The sequence below is a fragment of the Streptomyces sp. bgisy130 genome (genome assembly GCF_057708345.1).
This window is the reverse complement of sequence record NZ_JBYISA010000013.1, coordinates 34,714-47,993: the sequence shown is the minus strand read 5'-3', so window position 1 is coordinate 47,993 and position 13,280 is coordinate 34,714. Positions and strand designations below refer to the sequence as shown.

General features: G+C 73.4%; 13 protein-coding genes. 7 read left to right on the top strand and 6 right to left on the bottom strand.

Features of this window, described 5'->3' with window-relative positions; translation table 11 throughout:
- Positions 1-11 precede the first annotated feature (11 nt).
- Positions 12-671, top strand: coding sequence for a bifunctional 4-hydroxy-2-oxoglutarate aldolase/2-dehydro-3-deoxy-phosphogluconate aldolase (eda, locus tag AC3EUV_RS19120; RefSeq protein WP_435603422.1), 660 nt, complete (start codon positions 12-14; stop codon positions 669-671).
- Positions 672-769: 98 nt separating this feature from the next.
- On the opposite strand, the gene AC3EUV_RS19115 is transcribed toward eda, so the two are convergent.
- The 3 genes from AC3EUV_RS19115 to AC3EUV_RS19105 are packed head-to-tail and all read right to left on the bottom strand — an operon-like array spanning position 770 to position 3,582.
- Entirely contained in the window at positions 770-1,972 is a 1,203-nt protein-coding gene (locus tag AC3EUV_RS19115; RefSeq protein WP_432145990.1) for a bifunctional RNase H/acid phosphatase, read from the bottom strand.
- A gap of 3 nt (positions 1,973-1,975) precedes the next feature.
- Positions 1,976-2,719: a zinc ribbon domain-containing protein gene (locus AC3EUV_RS19110; protein ID WP_432146033.1), complete on the bottom strand. Its 744-nt coding sequence runs from the start codon at positions 2,717-2,719 to the stop codon at positions 1,976-1,978.
- Complete coding sequence (locus tag AC3EUV_RS19105) at positions 2,716-3,582, bottom strand: Nif3-like dinuclear metal center hexameric protein (protein WP_435603421.1); 867 nt, start codon at positions 3,580-3,582, stop codon at positions 2,716-2,718. Before AC3EUV_RS19105 ends, AC3EUV_RS19110 begins: the two co-directional genes overlap by 4 nt.
- A 265-nt stretch (positions 3,583-3,847) precedes the next feature.
- Here AC3EUV_RS19105 and AC3EUV_RS19100 point away from each other — a divergent pair, with 265 nt between their 5' ends.
- Positions 3,848-5,440, top strand: a complete 1,593-nt coding sequence (locus AC3EUV_RS19100) for a hypothetical protein (protein WP_435603420.1) — start codon at positions 3,848-3,850, stop codon at positions 5,438-5,440.
- Between the two features lie 98 nt (positions 5,441-5,538).
- A complete protein-coding gene (locus AC3EUV_RS19095; RefSeq protein WP_167539201.1) occupies positions 5,539-5,706 on the top strand; it encodes a hypothetical protein in 168 nt (55 codons plus the stop codon).
- A 123-nt stretch (positions 5,707-5,829) separates the two neighbouring features.
- Here AC3EUV_RS19095 and AC3EUV_RS19090 read toward each other — a convergent pair whose 3' ends face one another.
- The 3 genes from AC3EUV_RS19090 to AC3EUV_RS19080 form a co-directional block, all read right to left on the bottom strand.
- The gene (locus AC3EUV_RS19090) at positions 5,830-6,771 is read right to left on the bottom strand and encodes a 3-oxoacyl-ACP reductase (protein WP_042154185.1); all 942 of its coding nucleotides are present in this window, start codon (positions 6,769-6,771) and stop codon (positions 5,830-5,832) included.
- Positions 6,772-6,839: 68 nt separating this feature from the next.
- A complete protein-coding gene (locus AC3EUV_RS19085) occupies positions 6,840-7,916 on the bottom strand; it encodes a Zn-dependent alcohol dehydrogenase (RefSeq protein WP_432145986.1) in 1,077 nt (358 codons plus the stop codon).
- 69 nt (positions 7,917-7,985) lie between these two features.
- Entirely contained in the window at positions 7,986-8,861 is an 876-nt protein-coding gene (locus AC3EUV_RS19080) for a MaoC/PaaZ C-terminal domain-containing protein (RefSeq protein ID WP_432145985.1), read from the bottom strand.
- 530 nt (positions 8,862-9,391) lie between these two features.
- Between AC3EUV_RS19080 and AC3EUV_RS19075 the strand changes: the two genes are divergently transcribed.
- The 4 genes from AC3EUV_RS19075 to AC3EUV_RS19060 are packed head-to-tail and all read left to right on the top strand — an operon-like array spanning position 9,392 to position 13,259.
- A complete protein-coding gene (locus AC3EUV_RS19075; protein ID WP_435603419.1) occupies positions 9,392-10,375 on the top strand; it encodes an ABC transporter ATP-binding protein in 984 nt (327 codons plus the stop codon).
- Complete coding sequence (locus tag AC3EUV_RS19070) at positions 10,375-11,103, top strand: ABC transporter permease (protein ID WP_432145983.1); 729 nt, start codon at positions 10,375-10,377, stop codon at positions 11,101-11,103. Before AC3EUV_RS19075 ends, AC3EUV_RS19070 begins: the two co-directional genes overlap by 1 nt.
- A gap of 6 nt (positions 11,104-11,109) precedes the next feature.
- The gene (locus AC3EUV_RS19065; protein ID WP_435603418.1) at positions 11,110-12,657 is read left to right on the top strand and encodes a sensor histidine kinase; all 1,548 of its coding nucleotides are present in this window, start codon (positions 11,110-11,112) and stop codon (positions 12,655-12,657) included.
- The gene (locus AC3EUV_RS19060; protein WP_435603417.1) at positions 12,654-13,259 is read left to right on the top strand and encodes a response regulator; all 606 of its coding nucleotides are present in this window, start codon (positions 12,654-12,656) and stop codon (positions 13,257-13,259) included. Before AC3EUV_RS19065 ends, AC3EUV_RS19060 begins: the two co-directional genes overlap by 4 nt.
- Positions 13,260-13,280 lie beyond the last annotated feature (21 nt).

Here is a 13,280-nt window from a genome sequence, read left to right as displayed (position 1 = left end):
CCGGGCGCACTATGAGCGACGTGACCAGCGCCGCCTCCTCCCCCGCGCCCGCCGCCCCCTCCGTTCTCGGGCTCGCCCCCGTCATCCCGGTCGTCGTGCTGCATGACGCCGCCGACGCCGTGCCGCTCGCCCGCGCCCTCGTCGCCGGCGGGCTGCCCGCGATCGAGGTGACGCTGCGGACACCCGCGGCGCTCGACGGGATCCGGGCCGTCGCCGAGGAGGTCCCCGAAGCGGTGATCGGCGCGGGCACCCTTCTCGCCCCGGGGCAGGTGGCGGCCGCCCTTGCGGCCGGCGCCCGGTTCCTGGTGAGCCCCGGCTGGTCGCCGCGGCTGCTGGGCGCGATGAAGGACTCCGGGGTGCCGTTCCTGCCGGGTGTCTCGACGGCCTCGGAGGTGGTGACGCTGCTGGACGAGGGCGTCACCGAGATGAAGTTCTTCCCGGCGGAGGCGGCGGGCGGCACGCCGTATCTGCACGCACTGGCCTCGCCCCTCCCCCAGGCCCGCTTCTGTCCGACCGGCGGGATCGGCCCGGAGTCGGCGCCGTCCTATCTGGCGCTGCCCAACGTCGGCTGCGTCGGCGGCACCTGGATGCTGCCGGCCGACGCGCTGGCCGCGAAGGACTGGGGCCGGGTGCGCCAACTCGCCCGGGAGGCGGCGGCGTTGGCGGCCTGACGGCGGTGCATACGGGCGCGGGCCCGGCGCCCCGGTCGTCCGGGGTGCCGGGCCCGTGCGCGTACGGCGGGTACCTGGCGGTCTGCGGGGACGCCCCGCTAGCGCAGATGGGAGGTGTCGTTCAGCAGCCGCACCGAGGCGTTGCCGTCGGAGAAGTACGCGACCGCGGAGAGCGATGCCGCGGAGAGTTCCATCCGGAACAGCGACTCCGGCGGGGCGCCCAGCGCCAGCCGGACCAGCGTCTTGACCGGTGTCACATGCGTGACCAGCAGCACCGTCTTGCCCGCGTACCGGGCCAGGAGCTTGTCCCGGGCGACGGCGACCCGGCGGGCGACCGACGCGAAGGACTCGCCGCCCCCGGTGGGCGCCACCCGCGCGGAGCCGAGCCAGGCGTCGAGGTCCTCGGGGAAGCGCTCGCGCACCTCGGCGAAGGTCAGCCCCTCCCAGGCCCCGAAGTCGGTCTCCCGCAGCCCCTCCTCGATACGGACCTCCAGGCCGAGCCGGGCCGCGACCGCCTCGGCGGTCTCCCGGCAGCGCCGCAGCGGGGAGCTGACAACGGCCTGGATCGAGCCCCGGGCGGCGAGCGCGGCGGCGGTCGCCTCGGCCTGCCGGCGTCCGGCGGCCGAGAGCTCGGGGTCGGTGCCGCCGCTGCCGGAGAACCGCTTCTCGGGCGTCAGCGCCGTCTCGCCGTGCCGCAGCAGGACGAAGGTCGCGGGCGGACCGAGGTCGGGGGCGCCCCAGCCGGCCGCCGGGGCACTCGGGGCCGCGTCCGCCGCCTCCGCCGATTCGGCGGCCTCGTCGGCGGCGCGGGCGGCGGCGCTGCGGGCGGGCGCGGCGGCGGTGGCCGTGGCGAGCGCCGCCTTGGAGTTGCCCGGCTCCCACTGCTTGCCTATCTTGCCGGCGTCCATCGCCTCGTTGGCGAGCCGGTCGGCGTGCTTGTTCTGGGCGCGGGGGATCCACTCGTACGTCACCCGGCCGGCCGGGAAGACCGACCTGGCCTCGGCGGCCAGCGGCTTCATGTCCGGGTGCTTGATCTGCCAGCGCCCGGACATCTGCTCGACGACGAGCTTGGAATCCATCCGCACCTGGACGCACGCCTGCGGATCGAGGGCGTGCGCCGCCCGCAGGCCGGCCACCAGCCCCTTGTACTCGGCGACGTTGTTGGTCGCGGTGCCGATGAACTCGGCGGCCTCGGCCAGCGCCTCGCCGGTCTCCGGGTCGAGGACGACCGCGCCGTAACCCGCCGGCCCCGGGTTGCCCCGGGAGCCGCCGTCCGCCTCGACGATCAGCGTGCGTGCCACGGCCTACAGACCCGAGTCAGGCGTGCGGACCAGGATGCGGGTGCAGTTCTCGCAGCGCACGACGGTGTCGGCGGCGGCCGCGCGCACGTCGTTGACCTCGGTGATGTTCAGCTCCAGCCGGCAGCCCTCGCAGCGGCGCTGGTAGAGGCGGGCCGCGCCGACGCCGCCCTCCTTGGCGCGGATCTTGTCGTAGAGCTTGAGCAGATCGGCCGGGATGTCGGCGACGGTCAGCTCGCGCTCCTTGGAGACCGTCGCGCGCTCGGTGTCGATCTCGGAGTGCGCCGCGTCCCGGCGCGTGGTGGCGTCGTCGACCTTGGCCTGGATGGCCCCGGCCCGGGCGGTGAGCTCGGTGACCCGCTCCTGGGCGGCCTCCCGGCGCTCCATGACCTCCAGGACGACGTCCTCCAGATCGGCCTGGCGCTTGGCCAGCGAGGTCAGTTCGCGCTGGAGGTTCTCCAGGTCCTTGGGGGAGGTGACGGCACCGGAGTCCAGGCGCTTCTGGTCGCGGGCGGCGCGCTGGCGCACCTGGTCCACGTCCTGCTCGGCCTTGGTCTGCTCGCGGCTGGTGTCGCTCTCCTCGGTCTGCGCGGCGACGAGCAGGTCGCGCTGCTGGATGAGGTCGGCCTCCAGGGTCTGAAGCTCGGCCAGCTCGGGGAGGTTGTTGCGCCGGTGGGCGAGCTGGGTGAGCCTCACGTCCAGGGCCTGGACGTCGAGGAGGCGGATCTGGTCGGCGGGCGCGGCGTTCAGCGTGGGGCTCCTGTGGTGTGCGTCGGGGTGACGAGTCGGGTGGACGCCGCGTGGGCGGTCCAGGGATCGGTGACCGTACGGGAGACATGCGTGCGCAGGCCCCAGTCGTGCCGGTCGGAGACCGCGTCGAGCTGGGCCGCGGCCTGCTCGCACCACGGCCATTCGGTGGCCCAGTGGGCGGCGTCGAGCAGCGCCAGCGGGCTCTTCTGGGTGGCCTCGGAGGCCGGGTGGTGACGCAGGTCGGCAGTGAGGAACGCATCCACACCGGCCGCCCGTACGTCATCGAAGAGGCTGTCGCCGGAGCCACCGGAGACGGCGAGGGTCCGGATCTCACGGTCCGGGTCGCCGGCCGCCCGGATGCCCTGCGCGGTGGCGGGCAGCCGCTCTGCGGCGTGGGCGGCGAGCTCGGCCAGCGTCATCGGATGCGGCAGCTCGCAGATCCGGCCCAGGCCCCGGCGGCCCGCCGGATCGCTCGGGTCCGCGACGAGGGGGCCGACGATGCGCAGGTCCAGGGCGCCGGCCAGGGCGTCGGAGACACCGGGGTCGGCGGTGTCGGCGTTGGTGTGCGCGACATGCAGGGCGATGTCGTGCTTGATGAGGGTGTGCACGACCTTGCCCTTGAAGGTGTCGGCCGCGACCGTCGTCGTACCGCGCAGATAGAGCGGGTGGTGGGTGACGAGGAGGTCGGCGCCGAGCGTCACCGCCTCGTCGACGATCTCCTGGACCGGGTCGAGGGCGAACAGCACACGGCGGACCTCCGCACCGGGATCTCCGCAGACCGTGCCGACGGCGTCCCACCCTTCGGCCCGCTCGGGGGGCCAGAGGGCGTCGAGCGCGGTGAGGACTTCAGACAGTACGGGCACGGATGGAAGGTTACCTCCCGGCTGTGACTTGGCGTCGGGTCCTCCACCCCTGTCCCTCCACCACCTTCCCCCTAGGGGAACTCGGGAACGCGCGACCCCGTGCCCGCCCGCACCGGCCCCGGGGCGGGAACCCGGAGCACAACCACGGCGCCCGGTACCGGCGAACCGGACAACTGCCACCCTTATGCGTGAAGTACCACAACTTGCGGCGTTCGGCCGGGAGTACGAAAACTAGCTTCGGTTGCCGACTGGAGGTGACCACTCGATGACGATCTGTGCCACTGAGGACACCATGGCGCCGGCCGGCCCGCTCGCCGGGCGCCTGACGATCGCCGCCGACGGCTCGTACGCCGCCCGGCTCGCCCGGCACGACGACGCCGCCGGAAGCTGGTTCCCGGAGCGCTGGACGCTGAGCGGCCCCGAGCCGTACGCCGTGCCGCTACAGGGCACCCAGCCCGAGGAGCCGGACAGCGCCCTGCTGCCGCTCACGGACGGCCGGGTGCTGATCCTGCGCCGGGTCGCCGACCGCTTCGCCGTCTCGCTGCTCTACCCGACGGGCCCCGGAACCGGCGAACTCCTGCTGGGCGCCGTGGCAGCCCCCCGGCTGACCCTGCTGCCGCCCGCCCCCGGCGGGACCCTCGCGCACGCCCTCGCGCCCGGGGCGGAGCACACCACGCTGTGGCTGGTGCACGGCGGGGCGAACGGGCCCGAGCCGGTCACCCGGATCCCGGGGCGCTGCACGGGCGGCGTATGGCTGGACCGCGGCGGTCGACTGCTGGCGCTGGACCGGGAGTTGGACGGCCGGACCAAGACCGTGGTGGTCGACCTGGAACGGGGCGGCGAAACCGGTCTGCTGCTACAGATCACCGAGGAGAGCAACGACCGGCTGTTGCTGGCCGATCCGGACAGCGGGCTGCTGCTCGTCCGCTCGGACGCCCCGGGGCACGACCGGCTGGGCTGGGGCGTACTGGGCAGCAGCCGGCCGGTGCGCTTCCCGGAGTGCCTGCGGCCCGCCAACGGGACGGCCACACCGTTCGCGGTCCAACCGGGGCAGATGCTGGCGCCGGAGACGTGCGCGGTGGCCTTCCGGATGGCCGGGCCGAACGGCACCTGGCTGGGCGTCTGGCGGCCCTCGGGACGGCAGTTGCGGCAGTACCCGGCACCCGAAGGCTGGCTGGCGGGGACCGGCCTGTGGACGGCGGACGGTGAACTGCGGCTGCCGTACGCGACGGAGGCGGAGCCGTGCGGGGTGGCGCGGATGGCTTTGGGGGTGGAGCCGGTGGAACGGGTGGCCGTGGGGTCGGTGGAGCGGGTCGGGCCGGTGGGGCCAGTGGGGTCGGAGCCGGTGCGGTCTGGGGGGACGGGGCGGCCCATGGGGCCCATGGGGCCGGTGCGGCAGGTGGCGCCGACGTGGATGGCGGGGCCGACGGGGGTGGCGCGGCCGGTGGCACCTGTGAGACCGGTGGCACCTGTGAGACCGGTGGCACCCGTGGCACCCGTGGCGCCCATGGCACCGCCGGTGGAACCGTCGCGCCCGGTGGGGCCCGTTGAACCGGAGGGGGCAGTGAGGCCGGAGGGAGCCATCGAACCGGACGAGGTGTCACCCTCCGTGAGCGGCACCCGGGACGGCGCCCCGAACAGCGCGGAGATTGTCCCGGATGCGGCGGATGCCGACAACCACTCCACAGCATCTGCACAACCTCAGGACATGGACGCGGAACCGGCACGCCTCCCCGGACATCCCCAAACATGCAGGCCAGTTCCCTTGCAAGAGGCACCTCTGGCGGCCCGGCAGACCCGGTGGAACGCGATTTCCGGCCCCGTTAGAATTTCGGGCGGGGGCTACGCAGCCGGTTGACCGGCCACCGGCAGTGCCGCTCGGGAGCAGCCGTGGCGGTCGTCGGGCGAGGTCCCGACGCGTACAGCTGTAAGCGAACTGACGGAGTGACTCTTTTCATGTCCGAAGCCCGAACCGACACGACCCAGGCGCGCCCGCAGGAGGCATCCGCCCAGGCCGCCGAGGCGGCAAGCTCCGGCAGGCACCGTGGCCCGGCCGCCGCGGAGGAGTCCGGCTCCACCCCTCATGGCCGGCACCGCCGGGACAAGCAGACGCAGGACGCGTAGCGCCGGTCCGGGGCGCCCGGACCGGCGGACCGCACCACGGCCGTGACCGCCGCACCGCTCGACAGCGGGCGGTGGCCACGGCCGTGGTGCGTACTCCGTCTTGTTCAGCCTTGCTCAGCCTGTTCAGCCGCGTTTGAGGCCCAGCACCTCGGCGGCCGCGAAGGTCTCGTCCGGCGGGCGCTGTGCGTAATACGGCGTCAGCAGATCATCGAGCTCCGCATAGCTGAAGACGTCCTTCGCGGTGTCGAACTTCGCGGCGATCCGCGGGCGTTCGGCGATGGCGACCATGCCGCCGTGGACGACCAGAAGCTGACCGTTGACCCGGGCCGCGGCCGGTGAGGCGAGATAGCCGACGAGCGGGGCGACATGTTCGGGCGCGAGCGGATCCAGGGCACCGTCCTCCGGCTCCTGGAAGCCGGCGAAGACATCCTCGGTCATACGGGTGCGGGCGCGCGGGCAGATCGCGTTGGCGGTCACACCGTATTTGCCGAGCGCCAGCGCCGTGGAGGTCGTCAGGCCGACGATGCCGCCCTTGGCCGCGGCGTAGTTGGGCTGGCCCGCCGAGCCCGCGAGGAACGCCTCGGAGGAGGTGTTGACGATCCGGCCGTGGACCGGGCCGCCGGCCGCCTTGGCGCGCTCGCGCCAGTGGGCCGCGGCGAAGTGGGTGGTGTTGAAGTGGCCCTTGAGGTGCACGCGGATCACCGCGTCCCACTCGTCCTCGGTCATCGAGAACACCATCCGGTCGCGCAGAATGCCCGCATTGTTGACCAGGATGTCGAGCTGCCCGTAGGTCTCGACCGCCAGCCGCACCAGTGCGCGGGCCTGGGCGTGGTCGGCGACATCGCCGAGGTGGGCGACGGCGGTGCCGCCCGCCGCGCGGATCTCGGCGACGACGTCCTCGGCGGGCGCCGAGGATGCCTCGCCGGAACCGTCGCGGCCGGGCTGCCCGTAGTCGTTGACCACGACCCGGGCGCCGAGACGGGCGAGTTCGAGGGCCTCGGCGCGGCCCAGACCGCGCCCGGCGCCGGTGACGATCGCGGTCAGGCCCTCCAGTGGCTGTGCCATTCCTGTCCTCTCCAGTGGTCGCGGCACGCGGTGCGGTGCGGTGCGCTGCGAGGGGTGAACGGTGGGCGTCAGAGCGCTATACAGGTGCGCAGCGCGGTGCCGGAACGCATCTGGTCGAGTGCGTCATTGATCTCGGCGAGCTGGACGCGATGGGTGATCAGGCCCTCCAGGTCGATCCGGCCGGCCCGCCACAGGGCGATGGCCCGCTCGTAGGAGCGCAGCACATCCGCGCCGCCGTACAGGGACGGCAGGATCCGCTTCTCGTCGAAGAACAGCTCGAACATATTGACCTGGAAGCTGTCGTCCATGGCGCCCGCGCCTACTACGCACAGGGTGCCGCCGCGCCGGGTCATCTCGTAGGCGGTGCGGGCGGTGGCGGACTTGCCGACCACCTCGAAGACGTAGTCGAAGCCCTCCCCCGCGGTGATCCGGGCCTTGGCGTCGGCGAACTCCTCCGGGGCGACGGCCTCGGTCGCGCCGAAGCGGAGCGCAGCCTCCCGGCGGGCCGGCACCGGGTCGACAGCGATGATCTGGGCCGCGCCGCTGGCCTTCGCCCCCTGGATGACGGAGATGCCGACGCCGCCGCAGCCGATCACCGCGACCGAGGAAGCGGCCTCCACCTTGGCCGTGTTGAGGGCGGCGCCGAGCCCGGTGGTGACACCGCAGCCGATCAGCGCGGCGATCTCGTACGGGACATCGTCCGGGATCGGGACCGCGCAGTTGGCGGCGACCACGACCTCCTCGGCAAAGGTGCCGGTGCCGGCGAAGCCGAAGACGTCCCCCCCGGGGCGCCGGAAGTTGGGCGTGCCGGCGTTCATGAATCCGGCCAGGCACAGATGGGTCTGGCCGCGCCGGCAAGACGGACAGCTGCCACAGGCGGGCAGCCAGCACATCAGGACGCGGTCCCCCCGGTCGAGTCCGGTGACGCCGTCGCCCACGTCGAGGATCTCGCCGGCGCCCTCGTGACCGGGGACGAAGGGCGCGGGCTGCGGCAGTACCCCGTTCATCGCCGAGAGGTCGGAGTGGCACAGCCCGGTCGCCCGGATGCGGATCTTGACCTTGCCGGGGCCAAAGCCCACCGCCTCGATGTCGTCGAGGACTTCGAGCTTGTCCTGCCCTGTCTCGTGCTGTACGGCTGCGCGCATGTCACGGCTCCTCTCGTACGGACGGCCGGTCCGGGCCCGGTCCGGACCGGCGGGGGCGTGCCTGACGGATCAGCTGTGCTCCACCACGGTGTCGGCCAGCACCGGGGCGTCGTCCCGGTCGGCCGCGGTGACCGACACCAGGACCCGGCCGGGCTCCCGCCACTGCTGGATGCGCAGTGTCTCCCCGGGGAAGACCACACCGGCGAAGCGGGTCGTGTAGGACCGCACCCGTGCGACCTCGCCGCCGAGCACCGTGTCGACGACGGCCTTGAGCGTGACCCCATAGGTGCACAGCCCGTGCAGAATCGGCCGGTCGAAGCCGGCGAGCTTGGCGAACTCGGGGTCGGCGTGCAGCGGATTCCAGTCGCCGGAGAGGCGGTAGAGCAGCGCCTGGTCCGGGCGGAGCGCGCGATCGGTGCTCAGATCGGGGGCGCGGTCGGGGAGTTCGAGGCGGGCGGAGGGGCCGCGCTCGCCGCCGAAGCCGCCCTCCCCGCGGACGAAGATCTGGGTGTCGCAGGTCCACAGGGGGCCCTCGTCGTCGGCCACTTCGGAGCGCAGCACGATGACGGCGGCCTTGCCCTTGTCGTACACGGCGGGGACGGTCGAGGTCTGCGTGGCCCGGCCGCTCACCGGGAGGGCGCGGTGCACGGTGACGGTCTGGCCGCCGTGCAAGACCGCGGCGAGGTCGACCTCGATGCCGGGTGCGGAGAGCCCGCCGGCGAGCGCCATCCCGCCGCCCGCGACGGTGGCGAAGCTGGGCAGGACGTGCAGCGCGCTCTCCAGGGTGTAGCGCAGTTCGTCCGGGTCGGTGGCGGGGTGCGGTTTCTCCGGAGTGGGCGCACCGGCGCCGATGCCGAGGTGGTAGAGCTGGACGTCCTTGTGGTCCCAGGCGAGTTCGGTGGTCCGCGGCTCGGCGGAGGTGGCCTTGGCGGCGTCGATGGGCATGGGGCTGATTGCTCCTTCACCACGAGGGGAAGACCCCGGCCCGGCCGTCCGCACCGTCGACCGTGCCGGGGTCGCATCTGGTCGGCACGGCCGCGCTCCGACAGCACACAGGGCACACTTCTAGAACGCGTTCTAGCCGATGGTTCTCATGTATAGCCGATCCGCCCGGCACCTGGAAGCCCTCTGACGGTTTGTCAGAAACGGGTCCCGCGGACGGCGGAGAGCCCGCCCCGGCCCCGGGCTTCCGCTCGCGGAGAGCCTCCCGGCATCGGGTTCCCGCCTGGCGCCGCGCGCCCCCCTCACGTCGGCCCACGCCGCCCGGACCGGGACGTACGACGTACCGACCCTCGCCTTCGACGCGCCGGCCCCCCATCTTCGACGCGCCGGTCCCCCACCTCCGATGCGCGAATCCCCACCTTCGATGCACGCAACCGTGACATTTGTCAGGGGAGTTCATCCACATTCGCCTCTAACGCGAGCCGGTCACGCTGCGTAACGTCGAAGACAAGCAGACGAGAGGCGGGGTGAGCATGGCAGGGACGACAAGGCCCGGCAGCACGGCGGAAAGGGCGCGCGGCGCCGCGGCGGTGGGATTCTCCGAGGTGACCCGGAGTTATGGCGCGGTGCGGGCCGTGGACGGGCTGAACCTGGAGATCGCGGCGGGCGGGACGGTGGCACTGCTGGGGCGCAACGGCGCGGGGAAGTCCACCACCCTCAACATGCTGCTGGGGCTGCTGCCGCCGAGCACGGGGACGGTCCGGCTGTTCGGCGGCACACCGGAGTCGGCGGTGCGCGCGGGCCAGGTGGGCGCCATGCTTCAGGACGGCAAGGCCATCCCGCGGGTCACCGTCCGCGAACTGATCACCTTCGTCGCCGCCACCTACCCCCACCCCATGGACGTCACCGAGGCCCTGGAGCTGGCGGGCCTCGACGGGTTCGGCGGGCGGCGGGTGGACCGGCTGTCCGGCGGGCAGGCCCAGCGGGTCCGCTTCGCGGTGGCGCTGGCCGGCAACCCCGAGCTGCTGGTGCTCGACGAGCCGACCGCGGCACTGGACGTGGAGGCGCGCCGCGCCTTCTGGCGCTCGATGCGGGCCTATGCCCGCCGCGGCCACACCGTCCTGTTCTCCACCCACTATCTGGAGGAGGCCGACGAGCACGCCGACCGGATCGTGGTGATCGACCGCGGCCGAGTGGTCGCCGACGGCAGCGGCGACGCGATAAAGCGGCGGGCCGGCGGCTCGCAGGTCTCCTTCGACCTCGCGGGTGCCGCCACCGGGCCGCTGTCCGGGCTGCCCGGCGTAAGCGCCGTGGAGGTGCGCGGCGACCGCGCGCGGCTGCGGACGGCGGACTCCGACGCCACGGTCCTGGCGCTGGCCGGGCTCGGGCTCGTCCGCGGACTACAGGTCACCCCCGCCAGCCTGGAGGACGCGTTCCTCGCGCTCACCTCCGCCGTAGCCACCCCCGACGCCCTGGCAGACACCGCCGGCGTCCGGCCCGTGAAGGAGAGCGCGTGATGCTCGACTACCTCCGTCTCGAAGTCCGCCGCACCCTCCGTGACCGGGGCTTCGTCATCTTCGGTATCGGGATGCCGGTGCTGATGTATGTGCTGATGACCAACATCGGCGTGGGTCCGGGCGGCGCCGACCCGGAGTGGAAGATCGCTTCGATGGTCGGCATGGCCGCGTACGGCGCGCTGGGTTCGGCGGTCGGCACGGGCACCGGTGTCGCCGAGGACAAGCAGCTGGGCTGGCTGCGCCAGTTGCGCATCACCCCGCTGAGCCCCCTCCGGGTGGTGGTGGGCCGCGGGCTGACCGGCTCGGTGACGGTGCTGCCGGCCCTCGCCGCCGTACTGCTGGTGGGCGCCCTGGTCAACGGCGTCCGGCTGCCGGCCTGGCAGTGGGCCGCGCTGGCCGGGCTGCTGTGGATCGGCACACTGCCCTTCACGCTGCTGGGTCTCGGCAACGGCTACCGCCTGTCCGCGCAGTCCACCGGCGTGGTCAACACGGGCTGTGTGCTGCTGCTGTCGATCATCGGCGGTCTGTGGTTCCCGACCGAGCTGTTCCCCGACTGGCTCCGCTCGCTGTCCGGGTGGACGCCCGGCAACCGCTTCGCGGAGCTCGGCCGGAGCGTCACCCACGGCAGCGCACCGGACCTGGCCTCAGTAGCGGTGCTGGCCTTCTGGCTGGCACTCTTCGGCGGATACGCGGTGTACGCGTACCGTCGGGCCGCACGCACGGTGTGACCGGCGATGGCGCAGACCTGGGAAGCGACAGTGCAGCACACGGAACAACGGACCGCGGGCGGGAAGAGCCCCGGCGGCGCGGACGGCACCAAGTCGTGCCGTCCCGGGCTGCGGGGCAGGAAGCCGGGCCAGGGGCCGGGCAAGTACGCCTTCCTGCCCTGGCTGCTGATGGGTCTGGGCGCCTTCTCCAACGTCATCCAGGGAAAGTCGGGCAACCCCTGGCTCGCCGGTCTCGGGCTGCTCGTCTTCAACTCCCTCTACATCAGCCTGATCTGGACCTCCTTCAACCCGCGGTTGCGGGACTCCCGCCGCCCCCTGTACGCCCTGGGGGCACTGACCGCCGTCACCTTCGCCGTCGCGATCGGGTTCGGCGGCAACTGGTTCCTGTTCTTCCCGCTGCTGTCGCTGGCCTCCGGCACGGTCCGTGCGCTGCGCGGCAAGAAGCTCGCGGCCTGGCTGATCGCGCTCAGCGGGGCGGCCGGCTATCTGACCGGCTGGCACGACGACGACCCGTGGGGCGCGTTCGGCATCGGCTACGGCACCTTCCTGTCCGGCATGGTGACGGCCACGGTCCTCAGCCTGTTCGACACCATCCAGGAGCTGAACACCACCCGTCAGGAACTGGCCCGCAGCGCCGTCGAGAAGGAGCGGCTGCGCTTCTCCCGCGATCTGCACGACCTGCTGGGGCACACCCTGTCCGTAGTGGTCGTCAAGGCCGAGGCGGTCCGCCGGCTCGCACCCCGCGATCTGGACGCGGCGCTCGCGCAGGCCACCGATATCGAGGCGGTCGGCCGGCAGGCGCTGACCGAGATCCGCGAGGCCGTCAGCGGCTACCGCGAGGGCAGTCTGACCACCGAGCTGGACCGGGCCCGCTCCGCGCTGGAGGCGGCCGGCATCGAGCCCGTCGTACGGCAGGCCGGGCCACCGCTGCCCCCACAGGCCGGCGCCCTGCTGGGCTGGGTGGTCCGCGAGGGCGTCACCAACACCATCCGGCACAGCGGCGCCACCCGCTGCGAGATCGCGGTCCACGCCGACGCGGAACGGGTCCGGCTGACGATCACGGACGACGGCCGCGGTCCCCTGAACCCCGGCGCTGCTGCGGCCCCCGGCCTGGCCTGGCTCCGCGACCGTGGCCCCGGCCGCGGCGGCGACGGGGAGAAGGGCGGCGGGGAGATGTATGGCGGCCGGGGTGCGGAAGGCGGCGCGGAGATGTATGGCGGCCAGGAGACGGACGGCGGCCGTACGACGGGCAACGGCTGGGAGGCGGGCAACGGCCGGGAGGCGGACAACGGCCGGGAGGCGTACGGGATATCCGGTACGGACGGCAGCGGTGGCGCGGCCCCGGCGGGCGGCATCGGTGACGACGGCGGTCCGGGGCTGCCCGGCCGGTCGGGGCCGGTGGGCGGCACCGGGCTGAAGGGGCTGACCGAGCGCCTGGCCGCGGCGGGCGGGACACTGCACAGTGGCGCGGACGGCCGGCACGGCTTCCGGGTCATGGCCGAGCTCCCGGTCGGCACGGGCGACGGGGCGGATACGGAGGAGTGGACCAGGTGATCAAGGTCCTGCTGGCGGAGGATCAGGGAATGATGCGGGGCGCGCTGGCGCTGCTGCTCGACCTGGAAGCGGATATGCAGGTCGTGGCGCAGGTCGCGGCGGGCGACCGGATCGTCGCCGCCGCCCTCGAAGCCCGCCCCGATATCGCCCTCCTGGACATCGAACTGCCCGGCCGCAGCGGTCTGGACGCCGCGGCAGAGCTGCGCGAACAGCTGCCGGCCTGCAAGGTGCTGATCGTGACGACCTTCGGCCGCCCCGGCTATCTGCGCCGCGCCATGGAGGCCGGAGCGTCCGGCTTCCTGGTGAAGGACGGCCCGGTCGAGGAACTCGCGGCGGCGATCCGCCGGGTGCTGGCCGGCGAGCGGGTCATCGACCCCGGCCTCGCCGCGGCGGCCCTGAGCGCCGGCCCCAATCCGCTGACCCAGCGGGAGCGCGATGTCCTCACCACCGCCGTGGACGGCGCCACGGTCGCCGACATCGCCGGCCGGCTCCACCTCTCCCAGGCCACCGTCCGCAACTACCTCTCCGCGGCCATCGGCAAGACCGGCACCCGCAACCGCATGGAAGCGGTGCGGGCGGCACGGCAGAACGGATGGTTGTAGGACACGTCCGACTCCGGCCCG